Origin of the sequence: Sporosarcina cyprini, assembly GCF_022048975.1 — a bacterium.
Classification (GTDB): domain Bacteria; phylum Bacillota; class Bacilli; order Bacillales_A; family Planococcaceae; genus Sporosarcina; species Sporosarcina cyprini.
In genome coordinates this window covers 1-19,350 of record NZ_JAKMHX010000026.1, presented here as the reverse complement: position 1 = coordinate 19,350, position 19,350 = coordinate 1, and the positions used below count along the sequence as shown (strand labels likewise).

General features: G+C 46.4%; 21 protein-coding genes. 16 read left to right on the top strand and 5 right to left on the bottom strand.

Annotated elements, in window-relative coordinates:
* The first annotated feature begins 835 nt into the window (after window positions 1-835).
* The 9 genes from L7D49_RS11245 to L7D49_RS11205 all read left to right on the top strand — a co-directional run bounded on the left by L7D49_RS11245 (window position 836) and on the right by L7D49_RS11205 (window position 7,313).
* Window positions 836-1,786, top strand: coding sequence for a nuclease-related domain-containing protein (locus L7D49_RS11245; protein ID WP_238080939.1), 951 nt, complete (start codon window positions 836-838; stop codon window positions 1,784-1,786).
* A gap of 248 nt (window positions 1,787-2,034) precedes the next feature.
* A complete protein-coding gene (locus L7D49_RS11240) occupies window positions 2,035-2,304 on the top strand; it encodes a sporulation transcriptional regulator SpoIIID (protein ID WP_238080940.1) in 270 nt (89 codons plus the stop codon).
* A gap of 314 nt (window positions 2,305-2,618) precedes the next feature.
* Window positions 2,619-3,614, top strand: a complete 996-nt coding sequence (gene mreB / locus L7D49_RS11235; RefSeq protein WP_238080938.1) for a rod shape-determining protein — start codon at window positions 2,619-2,621, stop codon at window positions 3,612-3,614.
* Window positions 3,615-3,665: 51 nt separating this feature from the next.
* Window positions 3,666-4,505 (top strand): flagellar hook-basal body protein, encoded by an 840-nt coding sequence (locus L7D49_RS11230; protein ID WP_238080937.1) that lies wholly within the window; start codon window positions 3,666-3,668, stop codon window positions 4,503-4,505.
* Between the two features lie 60 nt (window positions 4,506-4,565).
* A complete protein-coding gene (locus tag L7D49_RS11225) occupies window positions 4,566-5,402 on the top strand; it encodes a flagellar hook-basal body protein (protein WP_238080936.1) in 837 nt (278 codons plus the stop codon).
* A gap of 22 nt (window positions 5,403-5,424) precedes the next feature.
* The gene (locus L7D49_RS11220; protein ID WP_238080935.1) at window positions 5,425-5,760 is read left to right on the top strand and encodes a DNA-directed RNA polymerase subunit beta; all 336 of its coding nucleotides are present in this window, start codon (window positions 5,425-5,427) and stop codon (window positions 5,758-5,760) included.
* A gap of 34 nt (window positions 5,761-5,794) precedes the next feature.
* Window positions 5,795-6,238: a 3-hydroxyacyl-ACP dehydratase FabZ gene (fabZ, locus tag L7D49_RS11215; protein ID WP_238080934.1), complete on the top strand. Its 444-nt coding sequence runs from the start codon at window positions 5,795-5,797 to the stop codon at window positions 6,236-6,238.
* Between the two features lie 205 nt (window positions 6,239-6,443).
* Window positions 6,444-6,833: a hypothetical protein gene (locus tag L7D49_RS11210; RefSeq protein ID WP_238080933.1), complete on the top strand. Its 390-nt coding sequence runs from the start codon at window positions 6,444-6,446 to the stop codon at window positions 6,831-6,833.
* A 93-nt stretch (window positions 6,834-6,926) separates the two neighbouring features.
* The gene (locus L7D49_RS11205) at window positions 6,927-7,313 is read left to right on the top strand and encodes a hypothetical protein (protein WP_238080932.1); all 387 of its coding nucleotides are present in this window, start codon (window positions 6,927-6,929) and stop codon (window positions 7,311-7,313) included.
* 264 nt (window positions 7,314-7,577) lie between these two features.
* On the opposite strand, the gene L7D49_RS20230 is transcribed toward L7D49_RS11205, so the two are convergent.
* Window positions 7,578-7,700: a hypothetical protein gene (locus tag L7D49_RS20230; RefSeq protein WP_269135961.1), complete on the bottom strand. Its 123-nt coding sequence runs from the start codon at window positions 7,698-7,700 to the stop codon at window positions 7,578-7,580.
* A 62-nt stretch (window positions 7,701-7,762) separates the two neighbouring features.
* Window positions 7,763-8,200 carry a YwpF-like family protein gene (locus L7D49_RS11200; RefSeq protein ID WP_238080931.1) on the bottom strand — a complete coding sequence of 146 codons (438 nt, stop codon included), beginning with the start codon at window positions 8,198-8,200 and terminating at the stop codon, window positions 7,763-7,765.
* 261 nt (window positions 8,201-8,461) lie between these two features.
* Here L7D49_RS11200 and L7D49_RS11195 point away from each other — a divergent pair, with 261 nt between their 5' ends.
* Both L7D49_RS11195 and L7D49_RS11190 read left to right on the top strand, forming a co-directional pair.
* On the top strand, window positions 8,462-8,914 hold the full coding sequence (locus L7D49_RS11195) for a single-stranded DNA-binding protein (protein WP_238080930.1): 453 nt from the start codon (window positions 8,462-8,464) through the stop codon (window positions 8,912-8,914).
* Between the two features lie 265 nt (window positions 8,915-9,179).
* Window positions 9,180-9,344, top strand: coding sequence for a hypothetical protein (locus L7D49_RS11190; RefSeq protein WP_238080929.1), 165 nt, complete (start codon window positions 9,180-9,182; stop codon window positions 9,342-9,344).
* Between the two features lie 32 nt (window positions 9,345-9,376).
* On the opposite strand, the gene L7D49_RS11185 is transcribed toward L7D49_RS11190, so the two are convergent.
* Complete coding sequence (locus L7D49_RS11185) at window positions 9,377-12,133, bottom strand: DEAD/DEAH box helicase (RefSeq protein ID WP_238080928.1); 2,757 nt, start codon at window positions 12,131-12,133, stop codon at window positions 9,377-9,379.
* A complete protein-coding gene (locus L7D49_RS11180; RefSeq protein WP_238080927.1) occupies window positions 12,130-13,707 on the bottom strand; it encodes an SWIM zinc finger family protein in 1,578 nt (525 codons plus the stop codon). Before L7D49_RS11180 ends, L7D49_RS11185 begins: the two co-directional genes overlap by 4 nt.
* Before the next feature lie 88 nt (window positions 13,708-13,795).
* Here L7D49_RS11180 and L7D49_RS11175 point away from each other — a divergent pair, with 88 nt between their 5' ends.
* From L7D49_RS11175 to L7D49_RS11155, 5 genes are all read left to right on the top strand, one after another.
* On the top strand, window positions 13,796-14,095 hold the full coding sequence (locus tag L7D49_RS11175; protein WP_238080926.1) for a hypothetical protein: 300 nt from the start codon (window positions 13,796-13,798) through the stop codon (window positions 14,093-14,095).
* A 112-nt stretch (window positions 14,096-14,207) separates the two neighbouring features.
* Window positions 14,208-14,657, top strand: coding sequence for a transcriptional regulator (locus tag L7D49_RS11170; protein ID WP_238080925.1), 450 nt, complete (start codon window positions 14,208-14,210; stop codon window positions 14,655-14,657).
* Between the two features lie 417 nt (window positions 14,658-15,074).
* Window positions 15,075-15,761 (top strand): hypothetical protein, encoded by a 687-nt coding sequence (locus L7D49_RS11165; protein ID WP_238080924.1) that lies wholly within the window; start codon window positions 15,075-15,077, stop codon window positions 15,759-15,761.
* Window positions 15,761-17,032 carry an efflux RND transporter periplasmic adaptor subunit gene (locus L7D49_RS11160; RefSeq protein ID WP_238080923.1) on the top strand — a complete coding sequence of 424 codons (1,272 nt, stop codon included), beginning with the start codon at window positions 15,761-15,763 and terminating at the stop codon, window positions 17,030-17,032. Before L7D49_RS11165 ends, L7D49_RS11160 begins: the two co-directional genes overlap by 1 nt.
* Window positions 17,033-17,298: 266 nt before the next feature.
* Window positions 17,299-18,501: a polysaccharide deacetylase family protein gene (locus L7D49_RS11155; protein ID WP_238080922.1), complete on the top strand. Its 1,203-nt coding sequence runs from the start codon at window positions 17,299-17,301 to the stop codon at window positions 18,499-18,501.
* Between the two features lie 618 nt (window positions 18,502-19,119).
* Here the strand turns inward: L7D49_RS11155 and L7D49_RS11150 are convergent.
* On the bottom strand, window positions 19,120-19,350 hold a 231-nt coding region (locus tag L7D49_RS11150), incomplete at its 5' end, for an IS3 family transposase (RefSeq protein ID WP_238080921.1).

Here is a 19,350-nt window from a genome sequence, read left to right as displayed (position 1 = left end):
GCTCATATATTGCAAAAAGTGCTCGTATAATCGAAAGATTGCTCATAAGTGGTGGAAGACTGCTCGTAAGTCGGCAAGAGTCCTCGTATAACACAAAGAGTCCTCGAATATGTGAAAAGAGTGCTCGATTAATTTTGTTCCTCGGGATCAGTGGCATATTTTAATAAAAAACATACAAAAAGTGACCAGACCTTGATAGAGGACCGGGAGTAATCGTATATTGCAAAAAGTCCTCGTATAATCGAAAGATTGCTCATAAGTGGTGGAAGACTGCTCGTAAGTCGGCGAGAGTCCGCGTATAACGTAAAGAGTCCTCAATTGTCAGCGGGAAGTCCTCGAATAAGTGGCAAGAGTGCTCGATTCATTTTGCTGCTTGGGAAAGGGTGCACATTTTAATAAAAACATACAAAAAGTGACCAGACATTGATAGATGACCGGTAGTGCTCGTATATTGCAAAAAGTCCTCGTATAAGCGAAAGACTGCTCATAAGTGCGGGAAGACTGCTCGTAAGTCGGCAAGAGTCCTCGTATAACGCGAAGAGTCCTCGAATGTCAGCGGGAAGTCCTCGAATTAGTGAAAAGAGTGCTCGATTAATCAAATCTATTTACGTCACCAGAACAAGGGACACATCCAAATAGGCAATCAAATCGTGATAATAGACCAACTAATTGGTTTGAAAAAAGAAACCCCTGTCTAATTAAGTAGCCGAAACTAAGTTTTGGAGCGAAACTACTGCAACTTTGGACAAAACAGCTTATGAAAACTCATCTTTTTGTTCAGATTATTCCATTTATTTTGCGGATAGTTTACACTATAGACAGGAGGTGGTGGAAATTGATTTATAAAAGTAGAAGCGTGCCATTAGAAATTGATGGATTGATTACTTTGGAAAGGAGGATTGCACAAGATCATCCGATTCGGAGTGATATTGCCCGGCGGATATATAATATGAAGGCTGGTTATAGTGGAGAGAGGCAGTATGATCGGTATATATCCGAATTTAAGCCCTCTTACCCTCATGCGATAATGCATGATGTTTGTTTAAAACTGGATGGTATTTATTTTCAAATTGATTCCCTATTAATTACACCATCAAAAATTGTTATTTCCGAAGTGAAGAATTTGGCGGAGAAAATTATTGTGAAAACGAAACCACTACAGTTTATCAAAGAAACGCCAAATGGTGAAAGATTTCCTTTCCGCAGTCCCATTACTGAGTTGGATCGGAAAATTCATCTTTTGCGAGTATGGTTGAGCCAAATGCAGATTGATGTGCCAATTGAAGGCATTGTCACGTTTGCTTATAATAACGAGTTGCAATTTGAGGAGACGCCTCCCGTGGATTTAATCTTTACTTATGAAATCGCTGCGTATCTGCGTAATTTGAAAATTGAACGTGATATGCTTAATAGGCAAACAATACACAAATTGGCCAATAAAATAGTCAGTGCACACCGACCGTTCAATCCATTCCCGTTAGTGGAGCGATACTCTTTGCAGCAGAGCGAAATTATGCCCGGTGTTCACTGCCCGTCGTGCAATCAACTGACCATGCGTTGGATGAATCGAAAATGGAAATGCCTGATTTGCAACCACCTCGGAAGGTCAGAACATCAAAATGCGGTGAGAGAATGGTTCTTTATTAATAAAAATACAATCACCAATCAAGAATTTCGCAAGTTTACCCTTTTGGATAACCGACATACGGCACAATACCTATTGGCCGGAATCCCCCAACTACAGATGGTCGGTAAAAGTAAAGGAAGCTTTTACAAAATCACATAATGGTAGGGGGCTCTTCAGGAGGAGAGCTCTTTTTTACATTTACAACTTTGTACATAACTTGATCATTTCTTTAAGAGTTCCATTTCTTTTCTAACCTTTCCATCCGTCTTCACCTTGATCAAACGTCCACCCATCCGTTCAACAACTACTCACCAATTTTCCTCCGCTCTCCATCTCCCTTCGCATATCTAACAAACTTGCCGCATACGATAAAGGAAGAAATGGAGCTGACAGGAAAGGAAGAGGGCGTGCACGAGCAAATTCGGAGGCGATGCGTGCGCCTCGGCAAAATGTTGCTGGAGACTGGACTTACCGTACGGGCACTGGCAAAAGCGACAGGCTACTCCAAAAGCACGGTCCATAAGGATTTGACGGAACGGTTGCCGAATGTCGATGTAGAGCTGTCGGAGGAAGTCGCCAAAGTTTTGGCCTATCATAAGTCTGTCAGACATTTAAGAGGCGGTGAAGCAACACGGATGAAGTGGATGAATGAACATAATAAGGCTCGGAATGGGTGAGATGAAGAGACGGGGACGCGAACATCCGGCGGATACCCTGTCTTTTTTTTGTGTTGTCCGTAATCCAGGGGAACTGTTTTTTTCTCCATTCAAATAAGACTAAAAATATGTAAAAAGCAAAGGCCGCGCTCTCCAAATCCATATCAAAAGCATCCCTTTTTCCTCCATCTGAAATCGTGACGAAAATACTAAATTTCCTTTCAAAATATGGTGGAATTATATGTTCAATACAGTATGTCTATGCTACAATTATAAGTTAGTAGAGTATGTTCGAGACAGACATGTCCAGGATGATGGAAGGGGTATCGTGAAAAATGTTCGCTAAAGATATCGGCATTGACCTTGGTACGGCCAATGTGTTGATTCACGTGAAAGGGAAAGGGATTGTGCTAAATGAACCATCCGTTGTGGCGATAGACAAGCAGTCGAGTCGCGTATTGGCGGTTGGAGAGGAAGCTAGTAAAATGGTCGGACGGACACCGGGCAATATTATTGCCATTCGCCCGATGAAAGATGGCGTAATTGCCGATTTTGATATGACAGAAGCAATGCTTCGGCATTTTATTAATAAATTGAACGTCAAAGGATTTTTATCCAAACCACGCATCCTGATCTGCTGCCCGACAAATATTACGAGTGTCGAGCAGAAAGCGATCCGGGAAGCGGCTGAAAAATCGGGTGGAAAAAAAGTCTATTTGGAAGAAGAGCCGAAAGTCGCAGCGATCGGCGCCGGCATGGATATTTTCCAGCCGAGCGGGAATATGGTCATTGACATCGGTGGCGGCACGACGGATGTTGCGGTCCTGTCGATGGGGGATATTGTGACGTCCCAATCGATCAATGCCGCTGGCGATATGTTCGACGACGATATTATTCAGTATATCAAGAAGAAATATAAGCTGCTCATTGGGGAACGTACGGCGGAGTCCATCAAAGTGACAATCGGCACGGTTTTCCCGGGAAGCCGGAAGGAACAGATGGACATCAGGGGCCGTGATATGGTGACAGGATTGCCGCGCACGATCACGATCCACTCTGAAGAAGTATTGGAGGCGCTGACGGAATCGGTCAGCTTGATCATCCAGTCGGCTAAAAATGTACTGGAGAAAACGCCGCCGGAATTGTCCGCTGACATTATCGACCGTGGCGTCTTCCTGACAGGCGGCGGGGCATTGCTTCATGGCATTGATCAGCTGCTCGCGGAAGAATTGAAAGTTCCTGTTTTTGTTTCGGACAATCCACTAAGCTGTGTAGCCATTGGCACTGGAATTTTGCTTGAGAATATTGATAAGGTCAAAGGGCATTACTAATCAAATCGCAAAGCCGCTCAAAAGGCTTTACCATACGAAGGAGGCGGACGCATGTTCCGTGGATTTTATACAGTCGGCTCTGGCATGATTGCCCAGCAACGCAGAACGGAAATGCTGGCTAACAATTTGGCAAACGCGAATACACCAGGATTTAAAGCAGAGCAGTCCTCTATCCGCTCTTTTCCGGAAATGTACATGTCGAGCATTAATGCCGCGCGCATTCCGACGAAAGATGGATTGCTTTTGAAAGGTTTGTCTCCAGTAGGACCGATCTCAACTGGCGTTTACATGCAGGAAACTTTACCGCTTTTTGCGCAGGGGCAATTAAGAGAAACGGGCTTGACGACGGATGTATCCCTTGTGGATGGCGCTTTGCCGGTCGATCCGGAAACAGGAAAAGCCGGGGCGATCTTTTTCAGATTAGCGAATGGTAATGGACAAGAAGTTTACACGAAAAACGGTAATTTCACGATGGATGCACAAGGCTACCTAACGAATCCGATGGGGTATTATGTCCTAGATTCAGCCGGACAGCGAATTCAGCTGCCAAATGACGACTTCCGTCTGACGAGCGAAGGCGATATAATGGTAGGGGAAACGACAGCTGCTACACTTGGCGTCGCATATGCAGCACAGCCGGAAACCTTGCAAAAACAAGGGAATGGTCTGTTTTCTGCTCAAAACGGTAACTTGCCGGATGCGAGTGGTGTGGCGGGCGTCGGCTATTCATTCCAGCAAGGCTATTTGGAAGGATCGAATGTCGATGCGGGAAGCACAATGACAGATATGCTGGCGGCCTACCGGGCTTTCGAAGCGAATCAAAAAATCTTGCAGGCATATGATCGAAGTATGGAAAAAGCGGTCACGGAAATCGGACGGGTCAATGGATAATTGAGTAACACGGAAAGCCTTTACGTGCAGGCGTAAAGGGGAAAGGAGCCGGACTGCAATATGATACGAACTATGACAACCGCGGTCAACACGATGACGCAACTGCAACAGAATATAGATATTATCGGCAATAACCTCGCGAACTCGGCAACGAACGGCTATAAAGCGAGCGGAGTCAATTTTCACGAGATGCTGTACCAGCAGTTCAACAACGACAAGGCCGATACGGCGCAGCGCCAAACGCCAGCGGGCATACGCTATGGCGTCGGAGCGGTGTTAGGACCGGCCATGGTGAACTGGAAACAAGGTTCTTTGCAGGTGACGGGGCGGGATCTGGATTTCGCTCTGACGGAACCGAAGCAATACTTTAACTTGCTTATGCCAGGTGAAAATGGAGAGCAGACCGTGTATACGCGTCAGGGAAGCTTCTATGTTTCGCCAGTGGACGGCGGACGCCTCATGCTTGTGAACGGTGACGGTTATCCAGTCGCGGACAGCGCAGGGAATGCGGTTAGCTTCCGCGATGATGTGAAACAATATTCGATGCGTCCAGGCGGCGTGCTGGAAGTGACACAGAACAATGGAACTGTGGAAACGATCCAATTAGGAGTGACCGTGATGGAGCGGCCGAACCTCATGTCACGCTTGTCAGACACGTTGTTCGCTCTGCCTGCCAATTTAAATGAACTTGGCGTGACTGCAGGCGATGTAGTAACGGAATTAAACGGTGCAGACCGCGCAATCATTGGCATGGAAAATCAAAAACTGGAAGCGTCGAACGTCAATTATGAGAAAGAAATGACGGATCTCATCAACGTCCAGCGCTCCTACCAATTCAATGCACGGACGATCACATTGGCCGATCAAATGCTTGGTCTGATCAACAATATACGATGAGTTCTGATAGGGAGTCTTTATTATGTTAGATGAAAAACGGAATAATCCGGAATGGAATCAAACAAGTCAAGAGACCACGGTGAATTCCCCTGTGGCAGCAACACGAGCGGCTAGGAATCGACAGGGGAAAAAGCCGGACACGGTAAAAGAGGAACGAGTCAAAAATAAATTTTGGGTTCAAGTGCGAATCCTTCCCATCTGGCTACGAATTATCCTCGTCTTGCTCCTGCTAGTTGGAGCAGCAGTGGTCGGGGCCATGATCGGTTACGGGTATATCGGCGATGGCAGTCCGGGCGACGTACTCAAAAAGGAGACATGGACGCATGTTCTTGATATTATGAGAGGAACTGGACCATAACCCAAACATTACATAGGCCAAGGAGAGACGATACATGCTAACTGCACAACAAATACAAGAAATTCTTCCGCATCGCTATCCATTCCTGTTAGTGGATCGTATTTTGGAAATGGAAGAAGGAAAAAAAGCAATCGGAATAAAAAATGTAACGATTAACGAAGAGTTTTTCAATGGACATTTTCCGGGTTATCCGGTCATGCCGGGTGTACTGATTGTTGAGGCACTTGCCCAAGTCGGTGCGGTAGCCATGCTTTCAATAGAAGAAAACCGCGGACGCATCGGATTTTTTGCAGGAATCGATAATTGCCGGTTCAAACGTCAAGTGACACCTGGTGATACATTGCGCTTGGAAGTGGAAATCACAAGAATGCGCGGCATGATCGGCAAAGGCAAGGCAATCGCGACCGTTGATGGAGAAATCGCATGCGAAGCAGACATCACGTTTGCCTTAGGTGACAAGCAAAACAAGGAAAACTAAATTTGCGCACACATTAAATTTTCGTTACAATGAACATTGCAGTGTCTTTGCCGCGGTATTTAAAAAGACCGATGAAAAGGGATGAAGAACAGGCAAAATGGACTGGGTGAATTCCAAAACGAGGGGAAAAGGCATCATTTTTTCATCCACCTTTTTACATACCACAACTGCAATGCACTTTACAGTGGGAGGTAACAAATAAGTTATGTTCAAAGATCTTTCTCCAAATATAAAAAGCAGCATCACCCGTTCCATTACACAAACGTTCGAACAGTACATGGCCAATATTGGGTGGAGCGAAGAAGAATACAGCATCGAGGATTTTATTGAAGAATGGCGTGAGTATATTACGACGAAAGCGCTATGGTATTCAAAAATCCCGGATGAAGTCAAAATGGATCCTACGTTCCATGAAGACTTGGCTCAACGGATTAATGACGTGATTTATAAAATCCTGAATGAACCACCGTCCGATGAGCAAATTGCGGCTATCCAAACGATGCAAGAGCAACTCAACACGCACTATGAGTATGACTGTAAAGCCGAAGCTGTATTCATCGAATCAATACTAAAAGAGCAAATTGAACAACAATAAAGAATGATGGATAGTTCCCTCTTTTTGAGCCAACCTACAAAGTATCATACAGGATATGTATGAGAAACGGCTTGTGGAAAGGAGGGAATTTTCATGTTCAAAAAAGTGATTCCAGTTCTATTCGTATCAGGAGTCGTATTGGCTGGCTGCGGTACCAACAATAACACGGTTCCGAATAAAAACGAAACACCGATGGAAGCCTTGGAGAACCGAGATCTGACACCGCGTGTTTATGATGGCCAAACTGGTCCAAACATGGACGGCATCAACACAGGTCAGGAGCGTTATAACAATAACAATCCGAACGGCGGTATCCTCAATGATACCAACCGTAACGGCTTGGATGGCCGCGTCAATGACCGTCATCTCGATATGAATGGTACTACTGCTCCGACTGAAGAAATCATCATCGAAGAGAACACAACAACCCCTTCCCGAAATAACGGTACAATGAACCGTAATGGGAACAACAACCGCTAACCGCAAGCCGTGAAAGACCGCTCTTTTTTAAAGGGCGGTCTTTCTCAATGGAGAGGGAGTGCTCAACACCAACCCCCTAAATGGTCAAGTGCATGTAGCGCGACGAAATATGCGAAGTACTAACCATTACCCGCGGATCAGTTGCCTCTTATGTAGGCTATGCCTTTCGTGAAGACTGCTGTTAAGAAAGACGATCTGTTTATAGTTCGGCCAACTGCTCGTATTTCTTCCCGTACCTCTCGATTATTCGATCTAACCGCTCGATTATCCTGCCAACCTCTCGTATAATTTTTCAACCGCTCGATTCCCGCCGCAACCGCTCGTAAATCTTCCTATACCTCTCATATATTCCCCTGAACCGCTCGTATATTTTCCCCGCCATTCCATTTCATCGATCATCCTCCCGTAACCATAAAATTTCCAAACAAAAAACCCTCATAATAGAGGGTTCAAGTTAAATTGCGGTCCTTTTTCAAGCGAGGACGTGAACGCATGTCGTGTTCAAAACGTGCGAGCAATTCTTGGCCGCTTAAGCCTTCGGTAATTAATTCTTCGAGTAAGTGCTCCGCGTATTGGGAGCGTGCTCGCTTCAAACGCCCTTTCAAGAGCACGGAAATGTGATCGCCGATTTCTTGGACCGTGTCCACCGCGACTAAAAATCCGGCCGGCTCATTTTCCGGATAGGAGATGACGACGCGGGATTCCAGCAATTCCTCTGTCGCTTTCCAGTTCTCGAAAAGCTCTTTATATTCCTGATCAATGAACATTTCCAGAATCCACATTCGATGACTGTTTTCCTGATTAATGATGATTCCGTCAATCAAAGGAAAGTCTTGGATTTGATTGTCTTGAAGCACTCCGACAGAGATCATTTTGAACGTCTTCAACGCGCCACCCCACTCATTTTTCTTCGATTATACCATAGCTTCAAAAACTTTTTTGTAAATAGGGCAAAGTCGTATTATCACCGGAATGAGATAAATTAGGAAACCGCTAGGAGATAAGGTTCACGGATGGTTTGGCAATTAAATGCCAGAGAGAAAACTTGGAATTGACCCTTCAGAGTGCATGAAAGTTGGGTTTTCACTATTTGGACAATTACTGGTCCTCTAGTATGATAGAGGCGACCTACGAAAGGGGGGAGACAAGTGAACCAAGTTGCACTCGTTGGGCGTATTACAAAAGACCCGATACTAAGAAGGTTGCCGGAGGGAAGACAGCAGTCGAGCTTCATATTGGCTGTCAATCGCAACTTTAAGAACCAAAGAGGTGAGGTCGAGGCTGATTTCGTATTATGCACGGCGTGGGGCAAATTAGCGGAGAACACAGTGAAGCATTGCGGCAAAGGCTCGTTAATCGGTGTCGGTGGAAGAATTCAGTCCCGTACATATGAACGGGAGGATCGGACCCGGGCATTCGTTACCGAGGTCATTGCGGACGAAGTGAGGTTTTTGGCTACAAAAAAGCGCGAGGACGAAAACCTGTATGGGGAATCCGCAGGGGGCCCGCAAAGTGAAGCTGCAAATGGAGCGGATGAAGCGTATGTAAAAGCGCATTTTCATCTGACCGAGAAGGAGAAGGAAGAATTGCCGATCTTTTGATGGGCAGCAAAGGAGGAGGGACGGAAAACCGCTTGATCGTGGAATGAATTGAATAGGTGGAATGAATGAAATACGAGGAATGAATTTGCATGAGGAGAACAAATACGAACCGGTTGGGGGACCGGTCGTATTTCAACAAACAGGAACCGTTTGAGCAGGCGGGTCCTGAAACTATTAGGGGTAATAGTTAAACAGTTTACGCCAAAATTGAAACTTGGGGCGGAGATCGCTTCCGCTCCAAGTTATAAAGGGGAGGGGAGAAACCGTGGAACGAGTTGAAAAGGGGTTGATCCGAATGGAGCTGCAAGTGGGACAACTCATCCGGATCGTAGCCAATATGAGCGAGCGGCTGGAACAGCTTGAGAAACAGGAACAAGGCAGGAAAGTGGTGTCTCTACATACCAAGCGAATACGGGAGCCGATGCCATAAAAAAAGCCCCGGAAAATATCCGAGGCCTTCCATCAGCGTTCAAATGTCAACAGGTCATCCAATTCAGCATCCGATAATTCGGTGAGCCATTGACTCGATTGGATGAGATCGGCAGATAGCTTCGCCTTCTCTTCCAGCATCTTATCAATTTTTTCCTCAATCGTACCGACCGTCACAAACTTATGCACATGGACAAACTTTGTCTGGCCAATCCGGTACGCACGGTCCGTCGCTTGATTTTCAACAGCCGGATTCCACCAGCGATCCGCATGCAGAACATGATTGGCTTTCGTCAAGTTCAAACCGGTCCCACCCGCCTTCAAAGAAAGGATGAAGATCGGGAACTCGCCGGCTTGGAAAGCATCGACAAGTGCATCGCGCTGGCCTTTCGGCATACTGCCGGTCAAGAAAGGCACGTCAATATCATATAGCTCGGATAAGCATTGGCGGATCAAGTTCCCCATGCCGATATACTGAGTGAAAATGAGACATTGTTCACCATTTTCCGCGATATCAGCAGCCATTGAAACGATTCGTTCCAACTTTTCGGATCGCGCGAGCATCTGCGTAGCAGGCGCGTGAGGTTCTTTTAAGAAAAGTGCAGGATGATTGCAAAGCTGCTTCAACCGGCTCAGCATCTTCAAAATGAGCCCTTTCCGTTCAAAGCCCGTCAATGTTTCCAGCTTGAATTTCGTATCATCAATAAAGCTTTCATATAAAGCGGCCTGCTCGGTCGTCAACGGGCAGTACTCATTTTGTTCCAGCTTCTTCGGCAGATTCAATTGCAAGTCCGGATCATTCTTCGTCCGGCGCAACAGGAAGGGACGGATCTTGGAACGCAGCTTCCGCTTCATCAGCTCGGAATCATCCCGTTCGATTGGAATAATGAAGTCTTCTGTAAATCGACGGAAACTGCCAAAATATCCTTTATGAATGAAATCGAAAATTGCCCACAACTCGGATAACCGATTTTCGATCGGCGTCCCGGTCAATGCGATATGGTGACGTCCCGTTAATTTGCGGATCGCTCTCGATTGCTTCGTTTGCATATTCTTGATGTTCTGGGCCTCATCGAGTGTAATGCTTGAAAACGTAGACAATGCGAGCGTTTCTCCATCTTGCGTCGCAGTTCCGTATGTCGTCAAAATTACATCCGGATGCTTCTCTTTTATGAGCTCAGCAAATTCTTCTTCTCTGGCGCGAGACGGGCCGTAATGGATATGCACAGACAATTCAGGAGCAAACCGTTCTAGCTCTTTTTGCCAGTTGCCCATCACGCTCGTCGGACAGATGATCAAAGAAGGCGGAGTATCCTCGCTTGTTTTCGCCTCTCGGTGAATATGCAGCAAGTAGGTGATGAGCTGCACCGTTTTACCGAGACCCATATCATCGGCCAGACAAGCGCCGAATTGGTGCTCACGCATGAAGACGAGCCAGTTATAGCCCTCCACTTGGTACGGACGCAATTCCGTGCGCAATAAAGGTGAAATCGGAACAGCAGGAAGCCCTTTTTTCGAGGAAACGATTTCGATGTAATCCTGCAACGACTTTTGCAGCGTAAATGAGAACAGCGGATCAACCGGTTCTTCATCTAACTCGAGCGGGCTTATTTCTTCAGGCACTTCCTGAAATAACAGGTCTTTAACCGTCCATTCTCCGGCATCCGCGCGATCCATTAATTCCCGGATTCGTTTCAACCAGGTGGGATCGAGATGAAACCACTCGTCGCCAGCCCGGATATATTCCCGGTTTTCATCGACGAGCTTGCGGAATTCATCCTTGTCCATCTCTTTGCCGGCAAGGGAGAAATTCCAGTCAAAAGAAAGCACTTCATTCAATCCGGCAGCTGAACGATAAGACGCAGTTCCAGCGCTTGTGCGCACACGCATTTTGGATTCGGTTACGGATTTGAGCCAAGCGGGCAGAATGACTGGATATCCGAATGATTGGAATAACGGCAGGTCTTCCTGAATGAAGAGCCGCACATCAGCATCGCTCATTTGCTGGGAAAGGAATTTTCCGTCGGGCGAAGCGTCGACAGATCGCAAAAAGGATACCATTTCATTTTGCCGCTGATCAATCGCCTCATGGAGGTCGGCCCATTTAGGCGGCAGCGCATCTACAATCGGTGCATTCCGTTTGCGGACGGCGGGCGTCCAATGGGTTCCGCGTTCATTGACGAGAACTGTCTCCAGCAGCCATTCCGAATCCGTATCTTCCTCGGGCTCCGTCAAGCGGAGTGCCACTTGTATTGGCAAATCTCCAGCGGGTCCCTCTGGCCAGCCGTATTCTCTCAAATGCGCCAGCAAAGAAGGCAATTGGTCGCTTCGAATCCCTGTTTCCATTACCTTTTCAAGAAACGCATCTCGCAGGATGTCAGCTGTTTGACCATTAATGCCAAGTTCCATCTCATCAAATTCCGGTATGCTATCTTCGTTCAGGCGAATGGACTTCCAAAGTTCTTGGTTTTTCCATAAGTGTGCCGCTATCTTGAAGTCTTCGATTTGAAGTGCATCCATTTCTGTCCGTCCAGAAAAAATGGCGAAAGGGTGGGCGTTTGTATCCAGAAACACTTGCAGGAATTCGCTTGTTTTTAGCAATAAAGCATTGCCTTCCGATGCCACGAGCAAGCCAAAGAGAGCCTGTTGATTACTGAAAAAGAGATAGGAAGCCAGTTTATCAGCAGGGACAGGCATCGCGTCATCTAACGCCGAAATGGCATAGCGGCCCGGGCCCGCTTGCTGAACTGACATCTTCAACTGGATTTGCAGCAAATTCATGTTTGTCATAAGTTCAGATTCCCTTTCTCCATCTCTTCATTCAAAGCTCGAAGTCTTCGATATTGGTCACGGACTGTATCGATATAGCGGTTCCAAAAATCGATTTGTCCTGCTTTTTTTGCACAAGTGCGCATCCTTTTGAAAATCCGGACAGCCCGGCGATAACTATGCCGGTTTTTCTCGCCAATAAACCGCATGGCGTACGTATGGAATAAAGGCATGACGGCCATTGGATCCTTCTGGCTCACCAACCGGAACGTATCCGAATCAATGGAATCGAAGGAAACGTCAAAACGATGCATGAGTGCAGACCATTCGGCGAAGCGTTCCCGTTCAATGAGGAAATCAGCGTAAACAGGCACCGAGGCCATTCCATAATTCATAAACATCCGTTCGCGCTCTTCTCCAGAGAAGTCGGCTTCTTCCAGCAAGCCGTCAATCTTCCGGATGAAGTTCAGTCGATTCCGGAAAGGTACTTCAGACTTGTAGTACTTTGCAATATGCGGATAAATCGTGTTCATCACCGTGTTTAGCGCATCCATCATTTCAATGGACAAACAGTAATCCGCAATCGGCAGCCAACAATCAATCCGCTCACCGCCTTCACGCAGTGCGATTTCCTCCAATTGGGCCTGATTGTTTTGAATTAAATCCAGCGCAAATTCGAGAAAAACCTTTTCGCTGGCTGTCTCTTGCTGAAGATGTAGACGCTCTTTTTCGCGGGCGGCGTTTTCAGTAAAAAGCTTGTCCCAAAGGAGGATGTAGGTGAGGATCCGTTCCCGGAAAAGACCCTGATGCCCAAGCACCATGCCGCGTAATAGATCCTTCGCCTTTTCATAGAAGGGATCTGTTTCAAACAATCTCGGCCGTGATCCGAGTGATTTGACGACTTTTTGTATCTTTTCAAACTGAGATCTAATCCAAGCGAGCAGCTGCCATTCAGGATAATGTTGCGCATCCCCTGTAATGAGGTCCATATTCTTCTGCAAATAGGGCATGGCTGCGTCAATGAGGAGAAGTTGGTAATACAGTTCAAAAAGCGGCTTCCACTCATATTCAAAAGGCGATAGTGGAAGCATCCGCTGTCCAGCCTGATCGGTTTCATGCAGAAACACACTCGCACTTTCAGAAGGCGACATGGCCCGTATCGGATCCATGAGTCTACCGAGGACACTGATCCAGGCTTCCGGCGTCCGTTCGGATATTTTCAACGCCAGCTGCTGAACCTCAGACTGCCTCCATTCCTGCAGCCATTCGCTCAGTGAATTGAATTGCATATATAAATGGAACGCCACTGCAACAACGTGCTCACATATCCCTGGTGTGGGGCATGTACAGTTCGCACTCGATCTTCCAAACGCTAGACGAACCGTAAAAGGAACGACAGCGGAAAGAGTGACGACCACTTCGTCATCGGAGTAGGTATATTGCTGGACAGCGCCTTGCCTGACGAGATGAACAGCACGCTGGACAATAGCTGCTTCCTTTTCGACCGAAGGACGGCACGTCTCTTTTATTACATTCATTAATTCTTCAATATCTTGTTCATGCAAATAAGACACACGTTCAGCCGTTAGGTGCATCTGATCACTCCCTGAACTTAGCATTCCCTCCATTATAATGGTTCCAGACACGAAACGTAAATGAATACATTCGAATAGAGGTGACCTAATGGAAAGTTTCGTACTGTACGTACACGATTTACAGGCAAGGCTATTTCTGCAGCAGATACAGGATGCCGCCGTCCAAGAGTGGAGCAGGCCGTATGGCAGCCGGTCGAGACATTTGCATTCGATCCTAGTCGATTTGGAGACAAATCATATTGTGATCAGGAAGCGGACGAATGCACCCTTCGATATGAACAAACGAATTGTCGACCGCCTAGCGGAACTGAACATCGGCACGAAGCCGAGACAAATGACCTTGTTCTTAAACAATCCGCCTACGCAGAAGACAACTATCTTCAAATAACGAGATCAAAACTGCGCCGTATGAATAAAATAGAAACATATCATTCACAAAACAGTTCGTCCTATGATAGAATGGTATTAATAATCGGAATATTCAATACGGAGGGAGAACGATGTTATCAGTACAGCGCATGATGCCGTTTTTTACTAGCCAAGAAGATTTTCGCCTGCGTTTGGTATTTGCGTACCAATATTTTTCGATTATCAAAGGAGGCGAAGTGTATCAATTCGTCCCTACAGAGGGAAAAGAAATTGTCATCAACATGAAAAGTCTACAAGTTGAGAATTTAGGCGAGGTATTCGTCTTTCAACGGGGCACCCGTTTTCTCCGCCTGCCACTCTATCAGCTTCTACTAATTTCCGATTTGCATTTGCATCTCTCTTCTATGCTAGAAGGCACATTCAATGTGGAGATGAAAATACCGGAAGTGGTGGTGGAAGAAACAAAGAACATCGTCGCCGAATTGGAAGAAACCAATAAAATGAGGATGATTGATTATGCCCTCGAAACTAACAATCGTACTCTATTTAACGAACTGACGGAAGGAATGCACGAATGGTGAATACTACAACATGAAAACACTTATCGGAAAAATATGCCGATAAGTGTTTTTTTTAGTTTCCAAGCGGGTAAAGAGATGAGAAAACGCTCGCTTGGCTGCTAGTATGTCTAAGTAGTTAAAAAGTGCAGGGCTAAGATGAAGAGAGTGGAACCGGTCAATCCGAAAACTGCGTCTTTCCAGGTGAATCGATAGAATTCCTCCTGATTCATTCACATCTGCTCCTTTGTCGATTTCCCGGGAAATAAAAAATGTCTCTCACAGGAAATGTAGCGTGTTATTACAGAATGTCCAAAGGCTATACAATTTATTCCTGAAAATAGTAAGAATGATTCCATCTCTTCATTGAAAATCTATATATATTTGATAAAGTAGGAGATACAGGATTATACAAGGTTCGGCATAGAAAGGATTGTCGCTATGTTTTTTGATTTTAAGTTTTGGCACTACCTGACCAGGCCGCACGAGCTTGCGGGAAGCCTCCAAACAGCCACGATGCGCAAATACGGAAGCCGTGTCTTTTTTGTTATTCTAGCAGGGCTGTTCCTCTTTGCCTTCCGAAACATTTGGGGGATGGGAACGGAGGCGCTGACGCCATTACTCGCCACCATGTCGCTGGAGGATTATACGCTGGCGCGGATTGCATCACTTGCCGGCACGCTCATTTGGGCTATTCTCTATATGGCCTTTCATTATTACGGGATCGCATACATACTCAGTTTGATTACATCCATTCCTTTCAGAAAGTTGCTGCCGCTGCAATTGCTCGTTACTGGGCTCTTGCTCTTGGAAAAAGCGCTTGTCTTTTTTGTGTTCGCTGTAAAAGGTGCATCGGCTAGCGTTTCTTTCTTGTCTTTCGGTCCTCTAGCTGCGACAGTTCTGGAAAACTGGTATTTGATTCTCTTTTTAAATCAATTGACGATTACCGGAGCACTCATCATCGCTTTGCAATATCGATATATTCGCAGTTTTGAAGGCATGAGGGAGCAACGCCATCTGCTTTGGACATTGTTCGGCATTCATTTGATTATGGCGTTCATCACTGCCGCTGTCGGTTTTATTCCATTCGAAACGCTCTATTATAAAGTGGTCGGAGGTGGGAGCTGATGAATAAACGCCTATCGATCTCCATTGCCTTTGTCATCAGCCTGTTCATTGCGGTCAATTCTTTTTTATTGTTCTCCGATGAAAGTAAAATTCAAAAGTCAGTCTATGTTTCAACATACGAGCGCATGACGGAAGGCCACTACGACGAGCAGCTTGCGAAAGAAGGCCTTGTCGCGCCTGCCGAATTATATACCGTTTATGTTGGAAGTGATGAGGCGATCGATACATGGCTTGTCCAAGAAGGAGACCAAGTAGCAGCCGGTGACGAACTGGCTTACTTGCAATCCGAAAAAGCCGACTCTCAAATTGCTGCGTGGGAAGCAGAAGAAGAAGGCCTGCTGGAACAACAGCTAAGCGTAGAAAATACATTATCGGAACTGCAGTCCGAACGGGCAAGCAGCGGCCGGAACAATGGTACTAACGTAACTACATCCGAATCGCCGGATGGTGAAGAAGTTGAGTTGAACGTCAATGTCCAAGTCGATGTCCAACAAGACGGGGCCTATGCCCAAGCCATCGCAGCAGCGGAACAGGAATTGGCCGAGATCGACCGGAAGTTGGCGGTAGTCCAGACCCAGCTGTCCCAGCCGTCCTCGCGCGCAGCCCTTATTAGCCCGATTGATGGAATAGTCTCGGACGTCAACCGTCATGGATCCATTGTGTCCGTTGACATCTTCACGGAGGAGAAGCAAATAGTAACCTATGCCAACGTAAAGGATTGGCAAAAAATCGAAGTGGGCGACGAAGTCGTCATTCAACAGGATGGCATGGAGTCGCCGATTGAAGCGAATGTCTTGTCTGTATCGGAAGTGCCGGCTCCCGAATCCAAATGGAAGCAGGCATATGCCGAGCTGAGCCCGAAAAAAGAGAAAAATCCACTCGAATTTTATGAAGTCCGCGTGGCCGTTGATTCAGCAGAAATTCCATTCGGAGCCAATGTGAACACGTTCATTGTCGTCAATGAAGCAGATGCCGTCTCCATTAAGCAAAAATGGCTGACCAATGTGGACCGCCAAACGGCCACTGCTTTCAAAATCGATAAAAGCGGAAACGCTATACCTGTTCAGCTGACCATCCCATTTAAGTATTACGACCGGGCTGTCGTTTCGGAAGGACTGGCCATTGGCGATGTTGCCTTGGACGAACGAAATCTGCGCGAGTATGACTCGCCGACAAGAATCTTCCTGCCGATGCCACTGGAGCTTCCATCCAAAACAGCTTGGAAGTCCTTCGGGTGGAAAAATTATATGAAATATATGTTTATCGAATAAAAGCGGTATTCCCTTTGCAGGGAGCCGTTTTTTTCATTTTTTATTTGCTTATACTACTCATCAGTCCAAGAAATCACTGCCAGCCACAAGACGCACAAAACAAACCGATCCGCCAAGAAAACAACAGGCACTTCCAAGAGTCAGCAAACTTCGGGGCGTGAACGAAATAAGGCGAAAAGTTTTCGTTTCAAAACAGAACCTTTGCGGTCTAATTTTTCATCCTATTGATATAATAAAGAGACATTGCGGGGAAGGAGCAGATGACAATGAAACAAAAATTCAGCATTGCACTCATTTTATTATTTATTTGCGGGCTGCTCCTTGGAACAGGGACGAACGCAGCCGCGGCATCTCAAGGAACCCCTTCCTCACAACGGCTGATTGCGCTGCATGATCGGATCTTACCGATAGAGGATGTTCGTGTAGTGGACGGGGACACCAAAGTCCCGCTAAAAGACTTGGCGAAATACCTGTACTTGCCCGTTGAGGTCGTGGAAGGTGTAACGGTCATCCAAAAGAGGGGAATGGAATTCCGTTTCGATCCGGTAACCGGCATCACAACAAAGGATGGAAAAGAGCTGTCCTGGTCCCCAATTAGGGAGATCGATGGAACGACCTACATGAGTGTCAAATACATCGCCAAAGAGATCGGCTTTGAATTGGACTTCTTTCCACAGGAAAAGACGATCCGCATTTTTAGGGAAGATTACAAGCACTCCGGGTACGACGCTTTTCAACAGGCCATCCAGCATTATCGCTTGGAGCAGCAAGAGGCCGCCAAGCCAGTACCTAAACCAACACCAAAACCGGTGAAGCCGACAAGTCCGGAAACAGCCAAGAAGAAACCGAATGTCTATTTAACATTTGACGACGGACCAAACCAATTCACGACCGTCAATTTGAAGACGTTGAAAGAACAAGAGGTGCAGGCGACCTTCTTTTTCCTCGGCAAACATATGAAAAAGAATCCATCGATTGTGAAGGCTGCCGCAAAGGATGGCCATTATATCGGTTCCCACAGCATGACCCATGACAAAGAGCTTGTGTATAAATCCACCGACTCATTCATGAATGAAATGAAAGAAAGCACACAGCTCATTCAAAAAATTACAGGAAAAAGCACGAAACTGATTCGAGTGCCCTATGGCAGCAAACCGCATGTCACACCCGATATGCAAAAGCAGCTGGCAGCAGGCGGCTACAAAATGTGGGACTGGGACGTCGACTCCAATGACTGGAGATTCACAGAGGAGGAAACCGAGAAAATCATCGCCAATGTGAAAGAGGGAGTCGCCAAAGCGGAGAAAGCGGGCGACCGCGACATTGTCATCCTGATGCACGATCGAAGCCAGACAACCAAAGCTCTTCCCGCCATCATCGAATGGTTGAAGGAAGAAGGCTATACATTTAAAAAATACGAAAACGACCATCACGTTGTAAAAAACTTTCTGCATGACAAAGCTCTATAAAACCGCCCCCGTGGCGGTTTTTTCATTTGGCAATAAACCAACGTCAATTTACTCTACCACTACAAAAATAGAATCTATTAGTTTATGGATGATCGCAGTGTACAAATCCTAGAAACACGCACATACCCCTAATAAATTCGCGTATAAGTACCTCCATCCTCACATAAGAAGCATCTCCCACACTTCCAGTCCTACTCTATCCTCCAAATAGTAGAATCTATTAAATTAATCAGTACCGAAAAACCACCCACTAGTTTGTCAAAATCACCACGCGCGAATAAAAGGATTCAGAAAACTGAATTACCCCCGCGAATCTTACTTCTTCGTCCAACCCACCTGCCCGCGCATAAACCGCCCGTACCCGCGCATCCCCCCTGGCCAGGCGCGCATAACCCATGACTTACACCCTGTCAAGGAGACACTCTATAAACCGCTCAATTCATTTTGTTGCCAGACCTTTTCCGTTTCTTAATACATCTATTTGCGACTTGACTCGGAGCCTCTACAGGCATGCTTCCCGAACCAGGAAACCAGCTCCGGAGGCTGGTTCGGCCCGCCAAGGCTATCATGCCTGCCTCTCCAAGTAAAGTCGCCAGCTAGTACCACCCGTTCATCCGCTCAGGCAGCTTGCGCCAGCCGATATGCAATCGGACTCATCTTGAATTTCAATTGGGGCCGAATTCCGTTATAATAGGCAATGTAATCTGTGACGGCTTGGATCATCTCGTCCTGGGTCTCTGGAGTAGAGAAACCCGGCATCTCTGTCTTCAACTTGCCGAAGAAGCTTTCGATGCATGCATTGTCCCAGCAGTTGCCTCTGCGGGACATCGATTGGACGAGATTCATTTC